Origin of the sequence: Mariniflexile maritimum, from assembly GCF_009746565.1 — a bacterium.
In the GTDB taxonomy this organism is placed as follows: Bacteria; Bacteroidota; Bacteroidia; order Flavobacteriales; family Flavobacteriaceae; genus Mariniflexile; species Mariniflexile maritimum.
In genome coordinates this window covers 42,107-68,060 of record NZ_WRPN01000008.1, presented here as the reverse complement: position 1 = coordinate 68,060, position 25,954 = coordinate 42,107, and the positions used below count along the sequence as shown (strand labels likewise).

At 37.0% G+C, this 25,954-nt stretch carries 22 protein-coding genes and 1 pseudogene; 12 read left to right on the top strand and 11 right to left on the bottom strand.

Translation table 11 applies throughout. The features are described 5' to 3' along the window. A complete protein-coding gene (locus GQO80_RS11170) occupies positions 1-2,595 on the top strand; it encodes an ATP-binding protein (protein ID WP_157208446.1) in 2,595 nt (864 codons plus the stop codon). Between the two features lie 249 nt (positions 2,596-2,844). Next, on the top strand, positions 2,845-3,873 hold the full coding sequence (locus GQO80_RS11165; protein ID WP_157208445.1) for a helix-turn-helix domain-containing protein: 1,029 nt from the start codon (positions 2,845-2,847) through the stop codon (positions 3,871-3,873). Positions 3,874-3,940: 67 nt separating this feature from the next. On the opposite strand, the gene GQO80_RS11160 is transcribed toward GQO80_RS11165, so the two are convergent. Continuing rightward, a complete protein-coding gene (locus GQO80_RS11160; protein WP_157208444.1) occupies positions 3,941-4,393 on the bottom strand; it encodes an arsenate reductase family protein in 453 nt (150 codons plus the stop codon). A 223-nt stretch (positions 4,394-4,616) separates the two neighbouring features. Between GQO80_RS11160 and GQO80_RS11155 the strand changes: the two genes are divergently transcribed. From GQO80_RS11155 to GQO80_RS11145, 3 genes are all read left to right on the top strand, one after another. Further along, on the top strand, positions 4,617-5,174 hold the full coding sequence (locus GQO80_RS11155; protein WP_157208443.1) for a type 1 glutamine amidotransferase domain-containing protein: 558 nt from the start codon (positions 4,617-4,619) through the stop codon (positions 5,172-5,174). 140 nt (positions 5,175-5,314) lie between these two features. Beyond that, the gene (locus GQO80_RS16015; protein ID WP_157208442.1) at positions 5,315-5,638 is read left to right on the top strand and encodes a four-helix bundle copper-binding protein; all 324 of its coding nucleotides are present in this window, start codon (positions 5,315-5,317) and stop codon (positions 5,636-5,638) included. A 26-nt stretch (positions 5,639-5,664) separates the two neighbouring features. After that, the gene (locus GQO80_RS11145) at positions 5,665-6,177 is read left to right on the top strand and encodes a pyridoxamine 5'-phosphate oxidase family protein (RefSeq protein ID WP_157208441.1); all 513 of its coding nucleotides are present in this window, start codon (positions 5,665-5,667) and stop codon (positions 6,175-6,177) included. Between the two features lie 71 nt (positions 6,178-6,248). Here GQO80_RS11145 and GQO80_RS11140 read toward each other — a convergent pair whose 3' ends face one another. Genes GQO80_RS11140 through GQO80_RS11130 form a run of 3 tightly spaced genes read right to left on the bottom strand, consistent with a single transcriptional unit; the run spans position 6,249 to position 7,352 of the window. Then, positions 6,249-6,701, bottom strand: coding sequence for a response regulator (locus GQO80_RS11140; protein WP_157208440.1), 453 nt, complete (start codon positions 6,699-6,701; stop codon positions 6,249-6,251). Between the two features lie 26 nt (positions 6,702-6,727). Further along, positions 6,728-7,153, bottom strand: coding sequence for an OsmC family protein (locus GQO80_RS11135; RefSeq protein WP_157208439.1), 426 nt, complete (start codon positions 7,151-7,153; stop codon positions 6,728-6,730). 28 nt (positions 7,154-7,181) lie between these two features. After that, on the bottom strand, positions 7,182-7,352 hold the full coding sequence (locus tag GQO80_RS11130; RefSeq protein WP_157208438.1) for a lmo0937 family membrane protein: 171 nt from the start codon (positions 7,350-7,352) through the stop codon (positions 7,182-7,184). A gap of 813 nt (positions 7,353-8,165) precedes the next feature. Here GQO80_RS11130 and GQO80_RS11125 point away from each other — a divergent pair. Then, the gene (locus tag GQO80_RS11125) at positions 8,166-9,626 is read left to right on the top strand and encodes a glycoside hydrolase family 130 protein (protein ID WP_157208437.1); all 1,461 of its coding nucleotides are present in this window, start codon (positions 8,166-8,168) and stop codon (positions 9,624-9,626) included. Between the two features lie 58 nt (positions 9,627-9,684). Here the strand turns inward: GQO80_RS11125 and GQO80_RS11120 are convergent, their stop codons facing one another. Further along, entirely contained in the window at positions 9,685-12,003 is a 2,319-nt protein-coding gene (locus tag GQO80_RS11120) for a glycosyltransferase (protein ID WP_157208436.1), read from the bottom strand. 264 nt (positions 12,004-12,267) lie between these two features. On the opposite strand from GQO80_RS11120, the gene GQO80_RS11115 reads away from it, so the two are divergent. Together GQO80_RS11115 and GQO80_RS11110 are read left to right on the top strand one after the other, a co-directional pair. Next, complete coding sequence (locus tag GQO80_RS11115; RefSeq protein ID WP_157208435.1) at positions 12,268-13,113, top strand: SDR family oxidoreductase; 846 nt, start codon at positions 12,268-12,270, stop codon at positions 13,111-13,113. A 216-nt stretch (positions 13,114-13,329) separates the two neighbouring features. Beyond that, on the top strand, positions 13,330-13,842 hold the full coding sequence (locus GQO80_RS11110) for a hypothetical protein (protein WP_157208434.1): 513 nt from the start codon (positions 13,330-13,332) through the stop codon (positions 13,840-13,842). A gap of 178 nt (positions 13,843-14,020) precedes the next feature. On the opposite strand, the pseudogene GQO80_RS15965 reads toward GQO80_RS11110, so the two are convergent. From GQO80_RS15965 to GQO80_RS11085, 6 genes and pseudogenes are all read right to left on the bottom strand, one after another. Then, positions 14,021-14,125, bottom strand: a pseudogene (locus GQO80_RS15965) (hypothetical protein); the annotation flags it as partial. A gap of 136 nt (positions 14,126-14,261) precedes the next feature. Next, positions 14,262-15,737: an aminotransferase class V-fold PLP-dependent enzyme gene (locus GQO80_RS11105; RefSeq protein ID WP_232333164.1), complete on the bottom strand. Its 1,476-nt coding sequence runs from the start codon at positions 15,735-15,737 to the stop codon at positions 14,262-14,264. 22 nt (positions 15,738-15,759) lie between these two features. Then, a complete protein-coding gene (locus GQO80_RS11100) occupies positions 15,760-17,790 on the bottom strand; it encodes a protein-disulfide reductase DsbD family protein (protein WP_157208433.1) in 2,031 nt (676 codons plus the stop codon). Between the two features lie 18 nt (positions 17,791-17,808). After that, complete coding sequence (locus tag GQO80_RS11095; RefSeq protein ID WP_157208432.1) at positions 17,809-18,255, bottom strand: protein-disulfide reductase DsbD domain-containing protein; 447 nt, start codon at positions 18,253-18,255, stop codon at positions 17,809-17,811. A gap of 3 nt (positions 18,256-18,258) precedes the next feature. Then, complete coding sequence (locus tag GQO80_RS11090) at positions 18,259-21,105, bottom strand: M16 family metallopeptidase (protein ID WP_232333163.1); 2,847 nt, start codon at positions 21,103-21,105, stop codon at positions 18,259-18,261. 302 nt (positions 21,106-21,407) lie between these two features. Continuing rightward, the gene (locus tag GQO80_RS11085; protein ID WP_198037770.1) at positions 21,408-21,734 is read right to left on the bottom strand and encodes a DUF4292 domain-containing protein; all 327 of its coding nucleotides are present in this window, start codon (positions 21,732-21,734) and stop codon (positions 21,408-21,410) included. Here GQO80_RS11085 and GQO80_RS16010 point away from each other — a divergent pair. The 4 genes from GQO80_RS16010 to GQO80_RS11065 all read left to right on the top strand — a co-directional run bounded on the left by GQO80_RS16010 (position 21,678) and on the right by GQO80_RS11065 (position 25,935). After that, positions 21,678-21,866 carry a sigma factor-like helix-turn-helix DNA-binding protein gene (locus GQO80_RS16010; RefSeq protein ID WP_394351006.1) on the top strand — a complete coding sequence of 63 codons (189 nt, stop codon included), beginning with the start codon at positions 21,678-21,680 and terminating at the stop codon, positions 21,864-21,866. The genes GQO80_RS11085 and GQO80_RS16010 overlap by 57 nt on opposite strands. Before the next feature lie 203 nt (positions 21,867-22,069). After that, a complete protein-coding gene (locus GQO80_RS11075) occupies positions 22,070-22,720 on the top strand; it encodes a DUF47 domain-containing protein (protein ID WP_157208430.1) in 651 nt (216 codons plus the stop codon). 19 nt (positions 22,721-22,739) lie between these two features. Beyond that, positions 22,740-24,536, top strand: coding sequence for an inorganic phosphate transporter (locus tag GQO80_RS11070; protein WP_157208429.1), 1,797 nt, complete (start codon positions 22,740-22,742; stop codon positions 24,534-24,536). A 31-nt stretch (positions 24,537-24,567) separates the two neighbouring features. After that, a complete protein-coding gene (locus GQO80_RS11065; RefSeq protein WP_198037769.1) occupies positions 24,568-25,935 on the top strand; it encodes an OprO/OprP family phosphate-selective porin in 1,368 nt (455 codons plus the stop codon). Positions 25,936-25,954 lie beyond the last annotated feature (19 nt).

The following is a 25,954-nucleotide window of genomic DNA, read 5'->3' as shown; positions in this document are numbered from 1 at the left end:
ATGGATTTTAAACGTGTTTATACTTCCTCAAAAACGTATATCATTTTATTAACTGCTGCCTTGGCGCTTCTCTTATTTGTTTCTGGAGTGGCGTATAAGCAAATAATCCGCATGCAACAATCGGCCGACATGGTTACACATTCTTTTCAAATGTATAACGCCATAAGTCACCTATCGGCCCATTACACCCAGGCAGAATCGGAAGCATTTAGGAACCAACTCCTTAAAAACGATTCGCTTAACAGCGTTTTAAAAAATTACAGGCAAGAAGGTGCTTCCATAATCGACAGTTTGACTGTTTTAACAAGCAATGATGCCGCACAACGAAAACGCCTCAACAGGCTAGATTCCTTGCTTCACATTCTATACAGCCAACTTCACATATTAAGCATGGGTGCTACTGATGGACAAGAAAATACCCTTCAGGATATGCAAGCCCAAAAGGAAAAAATCAATGCAACCCTTCATCAAATTAAAAGCCTAAAAAGCACCATACAATCTGAAGAAGATTATTTGATGCTGCAACGCCATGCCAATTACAACTCCCATAAATATTTGGCACCCTTAACCTTGCTTTGTTTATCGTTTTTTGCGCTATTTATAACGTTTGCCTCGTTTTTGCGCATTTACAGCAATAAAATTAGAATTCGGAAGTCGGAAGCTTTTTTAAAGAGTGTACTGGCAACTACCGATAATATTGTAAATTATTACGAACCACAATTTGATGCGGAACGAAACATTGTTGACTTTAAAATCATTTTTGCCAATGCCTGCAATCGCGATTATTTAGGACTGGAACCCGATGCCATTATAGACAAACCCATTTCAGCAGTACCCGAGCTGCAAACTTTGAATGGCGAAAACAACAACCTAGCTATAAGTTACCTTAAACAAACCAAAGTAAATTTTACGCAGCAAGTAGTGGTAAATGGTGAGAATTTATACTTCCAAGTATTTGCGACCCCTTTAAACACCGGTATTTTACTAACCGCCAGAAATATTACCGCTGAAGAAAAAACAAAAAACGAACAGTTGGTTTTAAAAAACCGTTTGGAGGAACAAAATTTAATGCTGCTTGATAACCGCGCTTTTTTAGGAAATGTTTTTAGGAGCATTTCGCATGTGGTGATGCATTTTTCAAGCATAAGAAATGCCGAGGGCAGCATTGTAGATTTTGAAATATTGTTTGTTAATGATAGAATAAACCCCATTACGGGCGATTTGCCAGAGGTGATAAAAAACAAACGGATATCGCAAGTATTCCCAAGCGTTATGAAATCGGGGGTTTTTGAACATTTGGTTAAAGCCATTGAAACCAACAAACACCAAGAATACGAAACGCCCTATATTAAAAACGGCGTAACGCATTGGTTTGGCGCCAAAGCCATTAAACTAGGCGACGGCGTAACCATTACAACACATGAAATTACACAAGAAAAAATAAAGGAAAAGGAATTGTTGGACCTTAACGAACAACTGCTCGTTCAAAATTCTATATTAACAAATGCGGAACGTCTAGCCAAAATAGGCAGTTATTTATGGCATTTGGATACCGGACTTTCTGAAATTTCGACCAATTTTTATAACATTTTGGGGCTTGAAACCGATGCCTTTCAATTTAATTTGGAAAAATTCCGTGAATTTATCCATCCCGATGATCTTGAATTTTTTGATAATTTAACCGACGATTTAATAAAAACCCAAGTTGCCAAAGAACATATTTACCGCATAATTACCAAACAGGGCACCATAAAATACTTAAAAAGTAGCGGCCAATTTATAGACAAAAACGGCAAAAAAGTTATGGTAGGTGTTGCGCAGGATGTTACCGAAAATGTAAAAGCCGAAGAGGTACTGCGGCTTAAAAACAGGGAATTGATGCGTTCTAATACCGAACTGGAATCCTTCAACCGGGTTTCTAGCCACGATTTACAGGAACCTTTACGGAAAATACGCTTGTTCATTTCAAGGATTGAAGACAAAGAAAAAGACCATTTATCAGAAAGCAGTACCGAATATTTTAACAAAGTGAAGAAGTCGGTTGAACGCATGCAGGCCCTCATTCAAAATTTATTAACCTACTCGCGAATAGATAGCAGCCAAAAGGATTTTGAAACAATAAACCTAAACGAAACCCTTGAAAAAGTTATCGAAGATCTAAGTACCAGCATTAAAGATGCCAATGCAAAAATAACTCATGATAACCTTCCCGAAATTGAAGGGGTAACCTTTCAAATGGAACAATTGTTTACCAATTTAATTTCCAATGCCCTAAAATATAAAAAACCGACTAGTGCAACCAGCATAAAGATTGGTTATAAAAAAGTGGTAGCCTTAAACATTTCTGTACCTTTTATAAAAACCAGCAAACTTTACCATCAAATTTCCATAGTTGATAATGGCATTGGTTTTGAACCCGAGTATGCCGAAAAAATATTTGAAGTCTTCCAAAGGCTTCACCAAAAAAATGAATACTCTGGAACCGGTATTGGACTTGCCATTTGCAAAAAAATAATCGAGAACCACAGTGGCCATATTCACGCCATTGGAAAACCCAATGAAGGAGCATCCTTTATTATTTATTTACCGTTTTAAACGTTTTCTTAATAGGCACTATAAACAATGCCTCTTTTAATTGAATTTCCCCTAACAAAACATTTGCTTCAAGCAACTTGGTTTATTGAGCTTATTTCCACATACTTTATTCTTAAAATCTAATAGTTACATAACATAAATCAAAAATTGTGTAACATAAAGCAACGCATTGGTAGCGATATTTGTAATGCTAGCAAATCGTGCATTTGTCAAAAAAAAAACTAATAAGGAAAAGTAAAAATAAGCATCATGAGAACAGCATCCATTAAATCTACAACTATTGAAGCCATGTTTAGCCAGTTAAAACTAAACTTAGGGGGCTTTTTGGCAAACGATGCCAATGAACATGTTTTGGAAATTGAAAACGAAATAGGCAAAGGCAAAATACAGGGCGTTTCGTTTAAAGGAGGCATTTCGTATTTGGAATTCCACATGGTTTTCTTTGATGATTTGAGGTTATCCATTTACACGCCCGAAAGAAATCCTGTTTATTTTACCTATTGTTCTAAAGGAAGTTTAGAGCATAGTTTTGGTTTTGAAAGTGAAAAAAGAACATTGCAAAGTTTTCAAACCGGCATCATAGCAAGCCAACAAGAAACCGACCAAGTGCTCTATTTCAAAAAAAATGAACTTTTAAAAATTACCCTCATTACAGTTCAAACCGATTTTAAAACAACTACTTCTGCACATGGAGAACTCAAGGACAAACTGCGCAAAACATTTTTTAAGGAGAATTCCAGAGAAAATTTTGTGTATATAGGCTCGCACAATTTAAAAATTGCTGAAAAAATTCAACAGTTAAATGCTATTTCACAAGAAGACATTGTACGAAGTCTTTTAATTAAAGGTTTGGTACACATGATATTGGCCCTTGAAATTCAGCAACACAATGATGATATGAACAACCTGGAAAACGCCACAGGTTCCTTAAACATGAGAGAAATGGACACCATAAAAGAAGCTTCTACTTATGTAGAAAATAACTATGACGCACAACTGTCTATTACAGAGTTGTGCAGCCAATTTGGCATTTCGCCATCGAAACTTCAGGAAGGTTTTAAATTAATGCACGGACGAACCGTTACGGATTATATAAGGGATGTACGCGTTTGTAAAGCGGAAGAATTAATTAAAAACACCGATTTGAACATTTCGGAAGTGGTTTATAGTATTGGCATCACAAGTAGAAGCTATTTTTCCAAAATATTCAAGGCCAAATACAATTGCAGCCCCAAGGAATATAAAGACTCCCAAAAAATAATGGCTTTTTCAGCTTGAAATTTCCTAAAACCAAACCCTCACCTGCAACGTGAGGTTTTTTTTGTGAATTGGTGTTATTCAAAGTTTATATAAAATCTTCGCCTTCGGTGGTTTTGGTAATGTTTGGCGGCTCGCTTTGAAACCCTTTTTTTAAACCTGCAGAATCCACATCAAAAAATTTCAAAATAGCCGTTCGTTGGTTAACCTGCATCACACGGTGGCCGTTAACCGCAATGGGCCTTTGCAGCACCAAAGGGTTGTTGTTCACAATTTTAATCCAGTCATCAGCATCAAAATTATCGAAATTTTCAATCGTTTCGTTCTCAACAAACTCCAGATTAAATATTTCATTAAAAGGGAGTTCCAGTTGTTCGGCAATTTCTACCCAAATGGTATCACCCAGTTTTTCTTTGGCTATATCAATGGTCTCAATTTTTTTATCGGCGGCCTGTACATAGCCCAACACCTGCTTTCCTAATGGTGATAAAGAACTGTAAATAAGGGTTATTTGTTTTTTGTTACGCGCTAAAATGGACATAATTTCATGTTTTATATAGTGTACTACCTGTTTAATACATCCATTAAAGTTACATTTTTACCAACAACTTAGTAATGTAAACAAATAAATTATTGATGCAATTGATGGCCAGACCAGAAAATATTGATTCCGTTAAAAATCTTTGTTTTTGAGCAAAAACAACCCCATAACTTTTTGTAATTTCAAGATTATCAATACATTATTAATTAAAAAGCAGAAAAAAATGACGTTAGAGAATAAAAAAGCAGCCATTTTGGCAACCGATGGATTTGAGAAATCGGAATTATTTGAACCCTTAAAAGCACTTAAAAATGCGGGTGCTACGGTACATATCATTTCCAACAAACTGGGCGAGATTAAAAGTTGGGATAAAACCAATTGGGGAAAAGCTATAAACGTAGATAAAAAAATTAACGATGCCAATGAAAGTGATTATAATGCCCTGGTACTTCCCGGAGGTGTAATGAACCCAGATTTATTGCGCATTCAGCCTGAAGCATTACACTTTGTGAAGCGTTTTTTTGAAAGCGGCAAACCTGTTGCGGCCATTTGCCATGCGCCCTGGCTTTTAGTAAGTGCCGGCGTTATAAAAAACAGAAAAGTAACGTCGTACAAAAGTATTAAAGACAATGTTGTAAACGCTGGAGCCCACTGGGTTGATGAAGAAGTGGTGGTTGACAACGGTTTGGTAACCAGCAGAAACCCCGGTGATTTGCCCGCCTTTTGCAATAAAATTATTGAAGAGATTAAAGAAGGCAAACATGCGAAACAAACGGCTTAAATTTTAATTAAGTACTTGTACCTTAATGATAATAAACCCTAATTAATAGCAGCTAAGTTGAGCATAAAAAAATAGCGACAGCACTAAAATTTTATGCTCAACAAAGCTAAAACCATTTAAGAATTTAAAAAATATAAATTATGAGCTTAACACGCGATTACAGTAGTTGTATAGAAGCTTGCCAACAATGTTTTATTGATTGCCAAAACTGTTTGGTAGAAATGGCAGGCAAAAAAAGTATGAACAGTTGCCCTAAGTGTTGTTTGGAATGTGCCGAGGCCTGCTTAATATGCATAAGGTTTATGGTTGCAGATAGCGCATTTGTAAAAAAATATTGTGGCATTTGTGCAGAAATATGCGAATGGTGCGCCGAACAATGCCAACAACACGACCATGAGCACTGTAAAAAATGTGCCGAATCATGCATTAAATGCGCACAAGAATGTCGCAGACACGCCGCATAAATTCATGGAATTAAAACATAAATAAAATGAACGATAAAAATTTAACAAGAAACAGAGAAGGACTAAACAAAATAAGGCAACTTATTGATGTCCAAAAAATTGTAATGATGGCATCACGACTGGATAAAATACCTTTTTCGGTATGCCCAATGACCATTCTGGAAATGGACGACCAAGGAGATCTTTGGTTCTTTACCTCCAAAAAAAGTAGTGTTTTTCAAGACATTGAATATGACAATAGAGTTCAATTATTATATTCGGATGAAGACACACAAAAATACGTGTCAATTTTTGGCAACGCCTCCCATATAATTGACAATGAAAAGGTTGAAGCCTTATGGAACCCTATGATGAACCATTGGTTCGATGGTAAAGACGACCCCGATTTGGTGCTCTTAAATATTAATATGGAACACGCCTATTATTGGAATAACGATACCAACGCGTTGGTTTCCTTTTTTGAATTAATTGAAGGAGGTTTAACCAATAAAAAACCCGATTTAGGCAAACAAGGGCCTATTGATTTACAAACGTATTGACCATAAACCCAAAGCAAACATGCCATCGCCAAAAAATGACATACTTTTTTTTGATGATGGTGTGTTTTTTACTAAGAAACCGTAATGATAAACTCGTTTAAAGCTATTGGCTCTGTTGAAAAATGATGAATATTTTCCAAGCTTTTACGCAAAAGGTTTTTTAGTTCGCGGTAAGAATTAGGCTTTATTAAATACCAGTTGGCACCTTTTAGTTTAAACTTTGCGGCCATCACCTCATCAACATAAGTTGAATATATAATAATGGGAATATGTGCAAGATGCGGTTCATTTTTAATATCGTCCAAACATTCCTCGCCATTCATTAACGGCATGTTCAAATCTAAATAAATAGCATCAGGAAGTCTATGTTCGCTATGCAAAAGTGCATCCATTAAGGTAACGCCATTATCAAAATCTACAATGGTTACGCTTTTATCTATTTCGTCCAAAACTTCCATAAAAAGCTCCCGATCTTCTTTATCATCATCGGCTAAATAAATTAAAAGCTCTCTGTATGGCATCATTGGTTAAAAATGGGTTTAATTCGGTGTTAATCTGTGTCGTTTTTAAGTGCTGCTTCCATCGTTATTTCCAACGCAGCATAAGCCTTACTTACCGGACAATTTTGTTTGGCGTCTTGAGCAACCTCTTGAAATTTCTCGTTCTTTATGCCGGTTATGCGCGCTTTAACTTCAAGATGCGATGTGGTAATAACGCCCTCTTCCATGGCTATGGTACACGTTGTCTTTATGTTTTCGGGCTGGAATCCCGCCTTGGTTAAATTGGCACTCAATTGCATGGTAAAACAACCTGCATGTGCCGCAGCCATCAATTCTTCAGGATTGGTGCCCGTACCGTTTTCAAAGCGGCTGTGATACGAGTATGGCAACTTTTCCAGGGCTTTGCTTTCAGAGGCTACATAGCCCGATCCTTCCTTTACGGTGCCGTTCCATACGGCGCTTGCTTGTCGTTTCATATATTTTATTTAAAATTTTAAACGTAAATTAGTTCAATGGTTTTCTTCCAGACATTATGTTGTATATAATAACAATAATAGCTATCACCAACAAAACATGAATTAAACCGCCCGTTGCGAATCCGGCGGCAAACCCGAAAAAGCCCAAAACCCAAATAACGATAAAGATAAAGGCAATAAGCCAAAGCATACTTCTCATGGTGTGAAATTTAAAGATTTGTTACATCATTTTTCAATCTTCAACTAAGAAACGATGTTGCTTTTTGTAAAAATAAGTCCAAATAAAAGCAGGGGTTAACGCAATTGCGAACTATTTTAACCTAATCGCGTCACTAAATTTTATGTAGCGTTTTACTGCTTAATTAAAATACCGACCAAATAATGTTTATCAAAACGTATGAAGTTAATAAGATAATTGTTCAAGATGTGATGTGAAGATTTTGGCTACTTTGTATCCAGTTATATATTTATGGAAAAATGTGGAACTTTAATCTAAAAATTCAACGAAAAGCCTTATACATAAAAATCTTGACCCTTGATATGCTCATATTGAATATCCTTGAATAACGTTACCTCTCCAAATTACAGTTTTTATTGAAGCTATTTAACAATCTTGATGAAATAAGGCTTAGTTTTCAAGTCTTTTCATCAAAAACTGGAGGCAACCTTTTCAAGATTTTCAGTATTTAAACTTCCAAAGGTGATAAATATTTAGTAGGTTTTTTTTTATGTCGCGATAAGACTTGTATAATTATCTGGCTTTATACAATTTTAAAACGGTAGGATACACATAATATTTTCCATATACATTTCTGTACCAAAAAGTTCTGGACACGACCCGATATGGGTTAAGAATTTTATTTTTAAGATTAAGTTCCTGCCTATTTTCAGAATATATTTAAGCCGTTTAGTTACAAATTATCAAAGCTATTTCACTTGAATTGATTTAAAAGAACTTTCTAACAATCTACACCATAGGCAAAACCTATGTGAAACATAAAAAACACACTATATGCCAGTTCCAGTAACAAGAAAAAACCTCTACTTTAAACCAGATTCTAGCAGGGTTGTGGCCCGCTTCTTTAATAATGGAGACGTGCGCACCATTAATTTAGTAAAGCGCATTATGGAATTAAGTGAAGCGCAAGTTAAGCACGAGTTGGAATTTACATTTAAAGAATTCGCGAACAGGCATAGGAATATTTCCAGTATTTACATGAAGCACGCCAATAACTACAAGGCTCTTATTGAATCTATGGGAATTAATTATAATAAACTCTCCCCGGAACGACGCCTTTTAATCGGTTCATACAGCACCATGGAATATTCCATTGAATCGGCTGCACTTTTTAATCCATCCATGGTTGAAGATTTCGACCAAACGTTTTTAGCAGAAGGAGAAACCCGAGTTATCATCTCGTTTAGGGCTACTGGTGAAGGCCATTTATCGTCTATCGTTTTTAGAAAAGGCATTTTAGACGCTTCCAACAACTTGCGCATGATGGAAGCGAGCAAGCATATTGACCTTCCAATCATAAAAAAGAAAAAATCGTACGATAAAGCGCGGTTCATGCAGAAAATGCAAGAAATGCACATTCCAGAAAAATACTCATCGCCCTTTATGGATAGTTTACCCAATAAATTTGAATATTATGCATTAAAAGAAGCCGTTAGGAAGATGCTTAAACTGGATATTGGCGAACACAGAAAAAAAGCCCTAAACGAAATGACCTGGCTCATTGATTCCTATTATGACATAGAATTTAGTCCCGATTCAAAACTATCCGGACGTGCCATTTTGCCTATTTCCTCATCTGAAAGCCGGGGTATTGAAGATGCCAGATTCGTGCGGTTTAAAAATGATGATGGCTCTGAAAAAATTTACGCAACCTATACCGCTTATGATGGTTTCACCGTGCTGCCAAAATTACTTTCAACTTCCGATTTTCTGAATTTCAGGATCATGCCCATGCATGGCAACGGTGCACAAAATAAAAACTTTGCTTTATTTCCTCGAAAGATTAAAGGGAAATATGCGATGTTGGCGCGCATTGATGGTGTAAATAATTATCTGTTCTATTCAAATAGGATAACATTATGGAACGACCCCATAAAAATTCAAGAACCTAAATTTCCATGGGAACTCACACAAATTGGAAATTGTGGTTCACCCATTTATACCAAAGACGGGTGGTTGTTAATAACACATGGCGTGGGATCGATGCGGCGTTATTGTATTGGTGCCTCCTTACTGGACTTGGATGATCCTACTATAGAAATCGGTCGCTTAAAAGAACCTCTTTTGTCGCCTTTGGAAGAGGAGCGGGAAGGTTATGTTCCCAATGTTGTGTACTCCTGTGGAAGCATCGTCCATAACAACCATCTAATTTTACCATACGCCGTTTCCGACTATGCATCTTCATACGTTACCATTAATTTAAACGATTTGTTAACGGCACTTAAAACAACCTAAGTTGTGCTTTTAGGCACAATTCATTCAAATTTTATTTTTTGGCTTCATCAAAACTGTATTAGGCAATGTATTCAAATGCCAATCGTGCCAATAAATAACTTATAGTAGATTCCGCCCCTTGATTTAGGTTTACATTATGCTGTTCCAACCCATCATGGCAACCGCCGGTACAAGGGTTATATATTATTTGGTTCAAATGGTTGTTGCCCAAAAACCAACTAAAGGCCATATCCATTTTATGGTTGTAACCCTCAAAAGGAAAAGTAAGATTGAATTGTTTTAAGGCCAATATGGTGTATGCAACATCAATAGGTTGCTCGCCACCAAAATATCTTGTTTCTTCGTTGTTCCCTTTTAATAGCCAGTTTTGATTTGAAATAACATGAACGCTATCCTCTTTAAAAATTTTCGATATCAAGAAATCGAACGATTCTTTGGCTATATGTTTAAACCGCGCCTCATCCGTAGCTTTCCAAGCGTACAAAAGGGCCTCTGGCAAAACGCTATTTGCATAGGTTAGATAGGGCTCAAACCAATTCCATTCCTTTTCTGCATTGAAATCGTACATATCAGAAAGCTTATGAGCTTGATTGTGAACAATATCGTTTATACCTGTATCTTTTAATTTTAAATTGAAAAAATACAGACCTTTAATAATGAAGGCAAGGGCGCGAGGCGATTTAAAATGATGGATGTGCAGGTTGAATTGATGAATGGCGCATTTTATGTTTTGAAGCAGCGTAACGTTCAAGTCCTTCCCTTCTTCCATTAAATAAAACGTATAGCCTAATGCCCAAATAGCTCTGCCGTTGGCGTCTTCTAGGTTTACTTCATTATTTTGATGGGTAAATGCTTTATCCTTGTTCACATAATTTAAAAACAGCCCCGTGTCGCGTTGGCATTTTAAAATAAAATGGATATAGGTTTTAATCAAATTCAAATCGGCTTCGGTTCGTGTTAACTTATAATGTTCGCACATTGCAATTAGGGCTCGTGCATTATCATCTAAAGTAAAGCCAGACTCTAAATCGGGCGTGTTTATTTTTGAAAATTGGATGATGCCCACCTCCGTGGTCATGTTTTTCAAATGTTCTAAATTTATCACGGGTTTGTTATAGATTAACTTTAATGGTCTTTTGGTTTGTTCAGAAAATATTTGCGCATGGGCAATGGCGGCGTTTTCCCATGAATTTGATGAAGATGCGTGTAAACCGCTCATCTTCATAGCATGCTTTAATTCCTTGTTATTCAACAATTCATTGACTTTTTTGGCCAATTGTTTCGAATTCCCAAAGTCGAATAACAAGCCATTTTCTTTACCCAACACTTCAGTTGCATGCGGAATAGGAGTTGAAATGATGGGGCAGCCACAACTTAAAGCATAGGAAAACGTTCCACTTACCGCCTGATTGGGGTCTTTAGAGGTAAACACATAACAATCGGACAGTTGTAGATATTCCAGTAATTCGGAAAGCGGCACAAACTTATTTACAAAGCGCACATGGTTGGTTATCTTTAAGGTTTCGATTTGTTGTTGCAGGGCGTTCCTGTAAACTTCGCCTTCCTGATTTAAAAGTGTTGGATGTGTTTTACCTACTATCAAAAAAATAACATTTGGATGTTCCTTTATAATTTCCGGTAGCGCATCCAGAGTGGTCTCAATACTTTTACCAGGGCCTAAAAACCCAAAATTTGAAATAACTTTTCGGTTTTCTAAATGGTATTTTTCTTTGAGGAACGATTTTTCCTGATGTTGTACCAAATGGGTGCCATGGGCTATTATTTTTATTTTTTTCGGGTTCACGCCATAGGTGTTTATCAATAATTCAGAGGATGACCTGGTCATAACCGTTACCACATTTACCAACGACACCATTTTTTTCACATAGGTCTCCAACAAGGGGTTTGGGTGGGGCAACACCGTGTGGAAAGCCAGTATGATTGGTTTTTTTATGTTTTTCAAAAACATTAAAAAGGCTTCCTCATTATTTTTAAACAAGCCAAATTCATGCTGAACCATTACCAGTTCAATACCATCATCTGAATTTATTTTTTTAACATTATGCTCAAATGATTGGATTTCATCGGTATTTAATACCAATTCTACTTCCTTTTTATACATGTGCTTTTCTGTATGCGAATCAAGAGCACCTATTTTTACGTCTATACAGGTTGCATAGGCATTGTCAAGTGCGGTTTTTAAATCGTAGGTATAGGTGGCGATACCACATTCTCTAGGCGGGTAAGTAGAAATAAGGAGGATTTTAGGTAAATGTTCAGCCTTTGCTACCTTATGGCGTCTATTCTTTAAATCTATTTTTTGCTTTTTCGTTGGTTTTTTTGTTAATGTGATGGTGTTGGATATAGCGCGTTTCATGGTATAAATCTTTAATATTGTTTGATAAAAGTTCTGTCATTCATTTGGATTGATTTATGATAGAACCCTTTTGCCAAATTATCAATTGGAAAAAGCAGTAGTTATCCTAAAAAAGTAATTTGTTGACCCAATCAAATTGAGGACGAATTATTGACGTTTTTAGATATTAAAAGTGAATCGTTTGATAGAGTTAACTTTTGTTTTAATTAAGTTTAACAGTATCTAAACCAAGTATTTACTTTACACTTCTTAAACATTAAACAAATGAAACCTACAAAATTTCCATCGCAAAAATTGGAACAACCTGGAGATGCCCATAAAATGCAACCCAAACCCGAACTAATAAATAAAAACTATCGCGGTTCGGATAAATTAAAGTCAAAAGTAGCTTTAGTTACCGGCGGCGACAGTGGCATTGGTGCAAGTGCCGTATTGCACTTTGCGAAAGAAGGTGCTGACATAGCATTGGTTTATTTGAATGAAACCAAGGATGCCAAAAAAATAAAGAAGGAAGTAGAAGCCATGGGCAGGAAATGCCTATTAATAAAGAAGGATTTAAGAACAGAAGCGAATTGCATGGCCAGTGTTAAATCCTGTATTAAAGAATATGGCAAATTAAATATAGTAGTGAATAATGCCGCAATGCAATTTCCCCAAGACAGCTTAAAGCAAATTGATAGAAAACAATTGCTAAAAACTTTTGAGACCAATATCTATCCGTACTTTTATGTAACCAAAGCGGCCATGGAATATCTTGGTAGTGGCGATGTAATAATTAATACAAGTTCCGTTACAGCATATCGGGGCAGTAGCCATTTGGTTGATTATGCGAGCACCAAAGGAGCTATTGTGAGCTTTACAAGGTCATTATCGGCTCAATTGGCAAAAGAGAACATTCGTGTTAACGGTATTGCACCAGGCCCCATTTGGACTCCACTGATACCGGCAAGTTTTGATGATGTTACTGATTTTGGTCAAGATACACCCATGGGAAGAGCGGGCCAACCAAGTGAAGTTGGACCGGCATACGTGTTTTTGGCGAGTGAAGACAGTAGCTACATAACCGGACAGTTCATTCATATCAATGGTGGCGAAATTATTGGTGGGTAAATAATTAGTTAAGCATTATTATTTTGTAATGAAATGTTCTATTTATTACTTTCAAAACATGACCTAAAAAAAATAAATGCGTCAAATTTTTGAGCTAAGTAAATGGAAATGTTGTAATATTTCAACCTGATGCTATAATGCATTTTTCTTAATTACCAAGCATCTTTGTAATTTCAATATCAACCAACATAAAAAACAACAATCATGTTATACTCAATGAAACGTTTATTTCTTATAGGTTTTTTAATTTTTGCAACAAACGTGTTTGCCCAAACCCACGACGGTTACAAACGTAATTTTAAATATGGAATAGGCATCAATGCCGGTTTTCCATTAAACGATCCTTACACCTTTAATTTGGGTGGCGATGCTAGGGTGCAATACAATATCTCGGAAACGTATTCCATTTGTTTAACGGCTGGGTATCAAAATCTGTTTGTAGATAATGAAAAAAATTTAGGATATATACCTGTAAAAGTGGGTTATAAAACGTTTTTATTTAGCAATGAGTTTTATGTTATGGGTGAAATTGGAGGTGCCTTTTCAGCCACCAAGGCCTATAACGCCAATTCAATGCTTTTCTCCCCTAGTATTGGATATGCTACAAAAAAGGTGGACCTAAGCCTGAGATATGAGTTCGTGAAAAATTTTCCCATAATAAAAGATAATATTGCCGATACCGGGTTGGCACAACTATACCTGCGATTAGCTTATGGTTTTGATTTGTAAAAACCAGCTTTAATTGAAGAGATTCATTTAAAAATCAATGCTATAATCTCAAAAAAAAAACTTGACAACTATAAAGCTATCTAGTTTTTATTTTTCATCTGAACATTGTTTCGTTTTAATTTACACTAACTAACAGCTTCGTTATACGCTAGATTAAAAAAATTATCGGCTTCAACAAGGTAGAAACATTTGATGGCATGATATCGGATAGTTGACGCAATCGGGTTAAATTAATATCCATTATGGTGGTGTCGGCTCCCAATCCTGCTGCCATTTTTGCAGCCTAGGTGCCTGCAGGTGTTAACGAAACCCTATTTTCATTGGGTTTTATTTCTTTTGGAATACCTATTTTCATTCGTGTTAGTTGGTTGGTTAGTTAAAAGTTATTTTTACTTGTGTTGTTGTTATTAAGTTGTTTTTTAGTGTATCATAAACCAATCTTGGGCTATTTTACTTTCGGTTGTAGGTTTATCGCAATGCACATACTCATTTTTTAAAGCATGGTAGTGGTAATCTGTTTCCCATGTTTTGAAATTTTTGGCTACTGCTTCAATAGCATCGCATATAAATTCAATTTCAGCATTGGTCATGGTTGGATGCAAGGACATGCGAATCCATCCTGGGCGTTCTATTAAACAGCCTTCCAATATTTTTTTCTCGATGGATTTTGAAGTGGGCTCATCCACGTTTAAAAGATAATGCCCATAAGTACCTGCACAAGAACAGCCGCCCCGGGTTTGCACGCCAAATCGGTCATTCAATAATTTTACAATCAAGTTGTAATGCGCGTTTTCTATATAAAATGAAAACACGCTCAATCGGTTGGTGTGTTCGGGCGCCAAAATTTTTAAGTTTGGAATTCGTCTAAGCCGTTCAAAAACCAAACTGTTTAGTTCGTGTTCTCTTTCCAGTATATTTTTCACTCCCATTTCCTCTTTAAGCTTGATGGAAAGTGCAATTTTTATGGCCTGTAGAAACCCAGGGGTACCACCATCTTCGCGGGTTTCTATATCATCAATATAATCATGGTCGCCCCATGGATTGGTGTAGCTAACGGTGCCACCTCCAGGATTATCGGGCACTACATTTTTATATAATTTTTTGTTGAATATCAAAACCCCTGAAGAGCCAGGGCCCCCTAAAAATTTGTGTGGTGAAAACGTAATGGCATCCAGATACTGTTCTTCATCTTCAGGGTGCATGTTTATCTCAACATAAGGTGCCGAACAAGCAAAATCTACAAAGCACAAACCATTGTTTTGATGCATGATCTTTGCTATTTCGTGGTAATTGGTTCGTATGCCCGTAACGTTGGAGCAACCCGTTATGGCCGCTATTTTTAAGGGTATAGCTTGGTAAGTGTTCAAAAGGGTTTCCAGATGTTTTAAGCACGGTAAGCCTTCTTCATTAGACGGAATAACCACCACTTTCGCAATGGTTTCCAACCATGAGGTTTGGTTGGAGTGGTGTTCCATGTGCGACACGAATATGATGGGTTTTTTTTCTTCGGGAACTTGCGTGTGGTCTTTTAAATTTTCATTGAGCCTAATGCCCAAAATACGCTGAAATTTATTGATAGCCCCCGTCATGCCGGTTCCAACGGTAATCAACACATCATCACTTGAAGCGTTTACATGTTTTTTTATAATGGCCCGGGCATCATGGTAAGCATGCGTCATCACACTTCCGGTAATGGACGTTTCGGTATGTGTATTGGCCACATAAGGACCAATGTTATTCAATAATTTTTCCTCAATGGGCCTGTACAATCGGCCGCTTGCCGTCCAATCGGCATAAATAATTTTTTTCTTCCCGTAAGGCGATTCAAACTCCTGGTCGATACCTACAATGTGCTTCCTGAATTTAGAAAAATAAGACTCTAATCTTGTTTCCATTTGATTCATGATGGTAGCCATCTTAATTTTTAAAATTGGAAATGCCTTTTTGAAGCCACTCGTAATACACATCGGCATCGGGCGTAAACGATACCGGATCGATTAAGTTTTCTTCATTGTGATCCATCAACACATAAAAAGGCTGCGAATTTGCTTTATATTTTAATGTTTGTAGTTCACTCCATTTTTGCCCAATGTATTTCAATTGCTTACCCGGTTTTAGTTTGGATTCCACTACTTCGCTGGCCTCTAACGGACGTTTATCATCTACATACAATGAAATTAATACCACCTTGTTTTTTAAAATGTCCAATACCTTAGGGTTAGGCCACACATTTTGCTCCATTTTTCGGCAATTTACGCAGGCCCATCCTGTAAAATCTATCATTACGGGTTTGCCTACTTCTTTGGCATAGGCCAAACCTTTATCGTAATCGTTAAAGGCAACAATATCGTGTGGAGCCAATAAATGGGCACCTTCCGGTAAATTATCGTGGTTGCCGTTTGATGATGCGCTACTTGTGCTTACTTTTGAAAAACCAACCCCATACGGCGATTCGCTATAATTTTGTGGCGGCGGAAATGCGCTAATCAAATTTAAGGGCGCACCCCAAAGTCCGGGAATCATATAAATTGTGAAGGATAGCACCACCAAGCCCAAGCTTAAACGCCCCACAGAAATATGCGTTAGCGGCGAATCGTGAGGCAATTTAATTTTACCGAAAAGATACAGTGCCAACGTGCCAAAAATAGCAATCCAAATAGCTAAAAACACTTCCCGTTCCAACAGATGGGTTTGTAAAACCAAATCGGCCTGCGATAAAAACTTGAATGCCAACGCCAATTCCAAAAAGCCCAACACCACTTTAACCGTATTGAGCCATCCACCCGATTTTGGTAATGAATTTAGCCAACCCGGAAACGCTGCGAATAATGCAAACGGCAAGGCAATAGCCAATGAAAAACCTAACATACCTATAATAGGTGCAATACCGCCTTTTGAGGACGCCTCAACCAGTAAGGTACCAACAATAGGGCCCGTACAAGAAAACGATACAATTGCCAATGCCAGTGCCATAAAAAAGATACCTATAAGTCCGCCCCTATTGGCCTGGGAATCGACTTTATTGGCCCAAGAGTTGGGCAACATAATCTCGAAAGCACCCAAAAAAGAAACCGCAAAAACGATTAAAATTAAAAAGAAAATGATATTAAACCATACATTGGTAGCCAGGGCGTTTAGCGCATCGGCACCAAAAACACCCGTAACCGCCGTACCTAAAAGCACATAGATAACGATGATTGACAGTCCATAAATTATAGCATTTCTAATGCCCAAAGCCTTGGTTTTGCTTTGTTTGGTAAAAAAACTAACCGTCATGGGTATCATAGGAAACACACAAGGTGTTAAAAGTGCTGCAAACCCTGATAAAAACGCAATAAAAAAGATGGTCCAAAGTCCTTTTTTTGTGTTTTTTGAAGTTGAACTGCCCGCTAAGTTTTCTGCCTTTGAACCTGAACTTGCTTCATTACCGACGTTTTTTTCAGCATTGGGGCTTCCAGAATTTTGAAGACTTTCCCCATTATTCAAAGTAGTTTTTTCAGTTTTTGGGATATTAAAAACCAATTCCACCTCGGTTGGCGGCAAACACCTTGCATCATCGCAAACCATGAATTCCACAAAGGCTTTTATGGTACTTGTGTTTTCTTTTACTTCAACTTTCTGCTTAAAAGTGGTCGATTTTTCAAAATACTTGATTTTCATTCCGAAAACAGGATCGTCAACCGTCTTCCCTTTTTCTTCTGAAGTATTTCCTAAAATCTTAAAACCGCCTTCACTATCATCATAAGTAAATGCTGTGGGAATGGGGCCATCTTCTGGAACGTTTTGTGAATAGAGGTGCCACCCTGTTTGGATGGTAGCCTTGGAAACCAACGCATATTCAGATTCTGATAATTTTTCAACGGAGGTTGTCCATTTTACTGGGTTATAAACTTGGGCATGCCCGAACCAAATGCAAAAAAATGTAAGGAGTAGGATGGTTTTTTTCATTTTAAAAACGTCATTCTTTTATTTTATATTAAATACCAAATCGACTTCGCTGGGAGGCAAACATCGGGTATCATCGCAAACCATAAACTCTACCGTTCCCTCAACTTTAAAAGGTGCTTTATCCTTTAATTTAATACGCTGTTTAAATAGTGCCTTATTTTCAAAAAATTTAATTTGCATATTAAACACAGGATCGTTTACGGTGTGTCCTTTATCTTCCAAAGTATTGCCTTTTTTAAGGTATTTACCATTGCTTTTAAATGTAAATGTGGTGGGTATGGGCCCATCGGCCGGAACGTTTTGCGAATATAAATGCCATTTGGCATCTATGGTTGCGGTAGCCACCAATTCATACTCTGTACTCGAAATTTTGGTAACAGAAGTAGTCCATTTTACAGGTTCTAAAATTTGGGCTTGGGTGAAGCCGATGGTTAAAAATGCCAGAGCTAAAATTATTTTTTTCATTTTTTATTGTTTTGGTTTAAAGACAACTTCATACGATTTTCCGCCGTTAAGCACTTGCTTTGCAACTTCCTGAATCTCTTTTTTAGACATTTTGTTTACAATATTTTCAAAATTTGAAGGGTCGTTGATATTTTCGTTATACCTAAAGTAGGTTGAAAGCCATTGCATGTCGTAGTCGTTTTTATCTTTTGCCTGTTGGCGTTCTTTTATGAAATTTGTTTTTGTTTTGTGAAGATCATCATCATTAATCGTACCATTTGCTATTTTTTGAAGTTCTTCATTCACAATTTCCACTAATTTATCGGCCTTATCGGGGTTGCAATCAAATTGGAAAAACACCATTATTTGCGATTTAGGTTCCCTGGAAAAACTGGCGCTGGCACGTGGGCTATAAGCACCACCTTCGGCCTCCCGCACGGTTTCTGTAACCCTTAATTGCAAAATATCGCCTAGCGCATCGGTGTAAATAGCGTTTTCGGTTGAATAGGGCACTTCTTTTTTGTAAGCAATGTTTACCGATGCCTTGGGGTCTTCCATGGTTAAATAAATGTCCCTATCAATTTTGTTTGATAGCCATTCCGCGCCGTTGTTGTTAAATGTTTCCTTAGTGTTTTTTGTTGGCAAACTAGCCAAGTACGTTTGTAACAGCGGTTTTAATTGTGCCTCCTTGACATCGCCCACAATAAAAAATTCGAAATCGGACGCATCGGCAAAACGCTCATTATAGATGGTTTTTATTTTTTCAAATGAAATGTCTTTAGCATAATTTTGATCAAAAATGCGTTCTTTAGGATTGTTATTTCCGTAAAGTGCCAAAGTTAAGCTATCGCGCATTTTTTCGCCTATATCTTTACTTCTTCTAATTATATAGTTATTGATGTTGCTTTCCAACACCTTAAAAGCCTGTTCATCGAAACGCGGTTTTACGAACGACACGTGTACAAGTTGCAACATGGTTTCAACATCTTTGGTGTTTGAGCTACCCGACAGGGCTTCGGTTATATTGTATATCCCGGTGCGCACAGCCGCCGTTTTTCCTGCCAATATTTTTTGCAGGTCGGTTGCTGAAAAATCGCCCAAACCAGACATTTGTATTAGGTTACTAACCAAACTGGCCGAGGGTAAATCTTCATCTTTTAACAACGAAGTACCACCGTAGCTTAGGGCGTTTAAGGCTACTTTATCTTTTTCTTTATCTACAAATTTGTAATGCACCTTAATGCCATTGCTTAGGGTATAAGTAGTTGCATTGGTTTCTTTATTTAATGCCGATTTTTTGATAGTTCCTGGTTTGATATTTAGGTCTGAAACCAAGGTTTTTCCTGCCAATGCCTCGGTGTAAGGAGCTATGGTTGCATCGTTTTCAAGATTTGTAATGATTTGATTTACTTGGGTTTCGGTTAAATTATCTTGGTTTGCAACCCCCGTTACATTTACAAATCTGTTGTTTTTAGCAAATAATCGTTTAATGGTACTGTTCAATTCATCTGGGGTTAAGGTACCAACTATTTGTTTTGCTAAATCGTATTCTTTTTCAACAGGTGTTATGGTGCTATTGTTTAGGAAATTATTTTGAATGTCCCTTTCAATTTGGCCATGGCTCCTATCGTCTTTTTTGGCAATTTGGTTTTCGTACGAACTTGCCGTTTTTGCAACCGCCCTATCAATTTCAGGTTGGATGAAGCCATGTTTTACAGCCCTTACCACTTCGGTTAACACCTCGTTAAAAGCTTCCTTTTGTTGGTTTGGCTTAGGTGAAATTGATACTGAAAGAAGGTTTGATGTTTTCGACATTTGCCTAAAATCGATGCGTGCGCCCAAAAAACTTGCTTCCGGTTTTTGTGCTTTTTCTGAAATACGCGCAGAAAGCATACTAATTGCCATCGATTCTAATAACGAACGTTTTAAATCGGCAACCGTTTCATCTGCCCGTGACTTTTTTTGGCGAACACCAAATGTGATATTGGCGGTAGATACCTCTGGGTCGAGCCCTAAACTGTACAACAAGGTTTCGTTGTCTGGTATATCAACAATAAAACGTTCCTTAGGATTTTCAACTGCTGGTATTTTTGAAAACTTTTCAATTATTTTTTGTTCAATCTCGTTAATATCGATATCGCCAATAATGGCTATGGCCTGTAAATCGGTTCTGTACCAATCGTGATAAAAATCGCGAAGTGCCTTATAATCAAACCCTTCCACAACCGACATTAACCCTATGGGCAACCTTTTGGAATATTTTGAATGGTTGAAGGTAATGGGCAACGAGGTTTGGTACAAACGCATTTGCCCGTTTTGGCGGGTGCGCCATTCTTCTTTTATAACGCCGCGTTCTGCATCAATTTCTTCATCGGTCAACAATAAATAATGGGACCAATCTTGCAAAATGGTTAAGCAAGTTTCAACCAACCCATCTTTGGTAGGAATGTTGTTTAAATTATACACCGTTTCATCAAATGATGTGTAGGCATTGATATCCTTTCCAAAAACGGCACCATGCTTTTGCAGGGTATTTAAAATGCCCTTTCCGGGAAAATTTTGTGTGCCATTAAAAGCCATGTGCTCTAAAAAATGGGCCAAACCTTGTTGGTCGTCATTTTCCAAAATGGACCCTACATTTTGAATGATATAATAGGAAGCGGCATCTTTTACAACATCGGTACTTTTAATATAATAGGTCATGCCGTTTGGCAAAACACCTTTTTTAACACGCTCATCTACTGGTAATTTGGCGTTTAAGTCTAACGATTGGGCATTGAAAGTTTGCGAAATAACACCTATTAAAAAAAATAATAAGGCTTGTTTAATGGATACGGTTTTTATCATCTTGATTTTTTTTGATTTCATCATCTTTTATATAGAGTCTTTTTTTTTGATTTTCCCTTATTAATGAAATGTTAAATTTTATTGTTTTTATTGTGAAAAATATACAAATTCATTGAAAAACGTATAAACCAGACAATTTGAAGCGGTTTAAAGTTAAGTTTTTACTTAGATCATGTTTTGGTTTATTTACCCCAAATATCTTATTTTTTAAAACAAAAAGCTACAAAAACATAAAAGAGGACTGAAAAAACAGGTCCTCTTTTTGTCATGCTCTGTTTTATTGAGTGACTAATTCAAATATAAAACAAAATAAACGCTTAAACTGTTTAAATTTTACTTTTTTCTATGTTGCTAAAAATAACCTCATCAATAGGTTTTAAGTGTGCCTCACTTACTTTAACGGTCATGTAATTATTTAGGTTAATTGAAAAGGGTACCATAACACCATCGCTATTTTTGTAATCTTCATACTTTGTGATGGCCTCATAAGTGCCGCCGCCAGTTCTTGGACTTCCTAAAACGGTAGATATGATTTTTTTGATAAGATAAGTGTCCTTATCGATAAAGTATTTGGTGGTACTGGTTTCATCCTTGAATTGAACAACATAGCTGTTTTCATTGTTGGATGTATTTTCATCGGCGAGCGGTGCCAAGAAGTTTTTTATGAAAACAAGATTCTAGGGCTTAAATATAATGAAGTTGCCGAAAAATTGCAGATTTCAATAAAAACCGTAGAAGACCATATATCAAGAGCTTTGGGCATTTTAAAAACATGCATGAATTAAATTCAACCCAAGCACGAACACTACACACTCGCCAATTAAATTAAATCCAACTTAACTTTTTTTATATAATCCTTTGTTTTATATGTAGTTATGTTTTTTACAAACACTACATACAATTTCACAAAATTACAGCATGACAATTGTCATATTTCTCGCCTTACAACTGGCGTAACTTTATATAGTTAATTGTAAATGACTGGATTATGCTGAACATTTTTAAAACCTCAAAATCAATATCCCGTAGTATCGATGATTTTTTTGATAAGATTGACTTGGGCATTTTAAATTTCAAAAAAGGTGCTAGCAATTATATTAATGGTAACACCTTCGAGTTTGACCAAAACATAAAAGCGATAAGCATTTTAGAGAAAGAGGCCGATGCCATAAAAAGACAAATTGAAAATGATTTCTATTTACATTCCTTAATGCCCAATTACGCGAGCGATATTTTGAACTTATTGGAAGCTATCGACGATATAATAGATAGGTCGAAAGATTTATTGAGCCAATTTGATGTTGAAACACCACACGTGCCGGAATCCATAAAAAAAGATTATTTAGAACTGATATCGCTTTCATCAAAATCGGCCGAAAATGTCATTCCTGCGGCCAGGGTATTTTTTAGGTCGCCCGATGAAGTTAAGGATAGGATACAAAAAGTACTTTTTTATCATCGTGAGACCGATGTTTTATCCAATAACATCAAACGAAAAATATTTCAGGAACTGGAATCGCTTCGGCTTAGTGAAAAAATACATCTTAGGTATTTTGCGCTTCACATCGAGCAAATTTCCTATTCGGCTAAACGTGTAGCCCATCAACTTTCAACCTTAGTAATAAAAATCAAAATGTAAGTTTCGCAAAAAAAGCACTATGTTTTTATTCTTTCTGTCAAGCGGTCTTTTTTTAGGATGGACTTTAGGAGCCAATGATGCTTCTAACGTCTTCGGGTCGGCCGTGGGCTCAAAAATGATTCGCTTTAGGCAAGCTGCCATTGTTGCTTCAATCTTTGTTGTTTTGGGTGCGGTAATACAGGGGTCTGGTGCTTCCCACACATTAGAGGATTTAGGTTCGGTTTCTGCATTGGGCGGTGCTTTTACCGTGGCACTGGCTGCTGGTATTTCGGTATTTTGGATGACAAAATCCAATTTACCGGTATCTACTTCTCAAGCCATTGTTGGTGCCATTATTGGCTGGAACCTTTTCACTGGCAATCCCACCAACTATATGTCGTTAACAAAAATTGTTTCCACTTGGGTTTCAGGGCCCATTTTAGGTGGCATTTTTGCTATTTTGCTGTTCCTGCTTTTAAAATATGTTCTTCATAAAAGCAAAATCCATCTCATTAAATTGGATGCGTACCTTAAATACGGCTTGCTTATCGTAGGTGCTTTTGGTGCTTACAGCTTAGGGGCCAATAACATTGCCAATGTTGTGGGCGTATTTGTGCCTTCGGTACCAAACATCCTGCTCGATTTTGGGTTTTTCAAACTTAACGGCACGCAATTGTTGTTTTTAGCGGGTGGTTTTTCTATAGCTATGGGCATTCTTACCTATTCAAAAAAGGTGATGATGACCGTAGGAAATTCATTAATGCGCTTAAATGCCGAAACCGCCTTGGTGGTGGTATTGGCACATTCCATCGTACTGTTTGTGTTTTCTTCACAAAGCTTGTCAAACTTTTTTGTAAGCATGGGTTTGCCCGCCATACCCTTGGTTCCGGTTTCTAGTTCACAGGTTATTGTTGGTTCCATTTTAGGCATCGGCATTTTAAAAGGGGGCCGAACCATACAATTAAACGTGGTGGGCAAAATTGCGTTGGGTTGGTTGTTAACGCCAATAATTGCAGGATTAATAGCCTTTTTTGCCCTATTTTTTATGAGTAATGTTTTCAACCTAAAAGTATCTGAAAACCCATCAAGATTTGTTAAAGGCGATGTTGTTGTAGATAATACGGTTAACCACGCATACGATTCGGCTACCAAAAAAATAGAAAGTCTTGATTTATCGGCTCCCGAGCCCACGAAGATAAATTTATACAAACCCGCTGTGGTACTTTTTATTGTTGTGCTCCTAGCCCTTATTTTATACCAACTCTATATTATCAATAAATTAAAGGAAAGAAGCAAAATTGAGGAACATCAAGAGCATATTGAAAGATACAATGTGCAACAAATGATGCTGGAAACGGAGCTTAAAATAACTACCGATGCCAATTTGAAATTGGAAAAGGAAATTCATTCAAAAGAAAAAGACCTAAAGAAAATTGCCCTGGATATTACCAAAAAGAATGAAATCCTATCTACGCTCAAAGAGGAAATCCAAAAATTGAAGCAAAAACCAGAACAAAGCCTAAAATACAGCGATTTACAAGCCTTAAATGTATTGATACTCGATACCCTCAATATTGACAACGAAAGAAATTCATTAGACAAATACCTAAAAGAGCTCAACAATAGTTTTTATCAAAATCTTGAGAAAAAATATCCCGAGTTAACCGAAAACGACAAAAAGCTATGTTCCTTATTACGATTAAAATTAAGTTCAAAAGAGATAGCGTCCATTTTAAATATCATCCCCAAAAGCGTAGAAGTAAACCGATATAGACTGCGCAGAAAGATGGGGCTGGAAAAAAACGATAAACTCATAAAAATTTTAAGAAAACTATAAACGATTAAATATGAACCATAAATTAAATAAAATGAAAATTAAACTTCACACACTAGCGGTAGCATTAATCCTTTACAATATCGGGTTAAATGCTCAAGAAACGAAACAGAAGGATTCCGTAAAAGTAAACCAATACGGGCAGGAAGTTTCTGCTTTAAGCCTTAGCGGAGAATCGCAGGACGGCTTTTTAAAGTTCACCTCAAAAGACAACAGTTATGCCTTTTGGTTCGATAACAGGGTTTATTTTGATGGGGCCGTTTTTTCAAATAAAGCCTTAAACCCCATAGGAAATGGCGTAACCATCCGAAGGGCCAGATTTGCCATCAAAGCAGTAATGTGGAACAATTGGTATGGCGAAGTAGATGTTGATTTTGCCGGTTCTGCCCTAGAACTTAAAGATGCGTATTTAAAATACACCTTCGATTCGGGAAACTTCAACATTAAAGCGGGCCATTTTAGGGAAAGTTTTGGAATGGAAACCCTTACCACCTCGCGTTACCTTATGTTTTTGGAACGTTCGTATTCATCAAAATTAGATCCTTCACGTCATTTGGGTGTCCAGTTACACTATGCCAATGACAGGTATCTATTAACAGGTGGCGTGCATTTTAATACGGTTGGCGAGCTGGAAGAAGTTACGTTTTCGCAAGATGCCAATAAGGATTTAGGTAAGGATGAAGGCTATTCACTTACAGGACGAGCTGCATACCGACCCATTTTAGATGATGAAAAGGTGCTTCACTTAGGGGTTGCCGCATCTTACAGAACACCCAAAACAACCGCAGAAGTACCAGATTCTTACCGGTTCAGCACACGTTCAAACACGTCTATCAATAGGAAAAAATATATCGATACCGATGATATTTTGAATGTTGACAATATGAACCTGTTGGGCTTAGAATTGGCTGGTTCTTATAAAGGATGGATGTTTCAAGGTGAATACCGAAACGTGAACATTAACAGAATGGGTGCCTTATCGAGCATTAATTTGAATGGTTTTTACATGCAATCTGGCTATTTGCTTTTTGGTGGAAAATACAATTACAACGCTGCCGATGGCGAATATACCCGTATTACCAGAGGAAAAAAATACGGCGATTTAGAAGTAGCGCTTCGATATGATTATGTTGATGCCAACGATATGGATGCCGGCATATACGGAGGTTCGGCTGAAGGCTATACTGTGGGCTTAAACTATCACGTAAACCCTAATGTGAAATTCATGTTGAACTATAGCTATAACAACCATGACCGCTATGCCAACGGCAAAGGAAAACTGTACATTGGCCATGATATTAATGGAAACTTGACCAAAGACCCTGCAGCAGCGGTGGAAACCAAAGGAAACGCGGGCGATGATTTTGGCATGTTGGCATTGAGAATGGAAATTGATTTTTAATAATTTAAAGACAGATTAA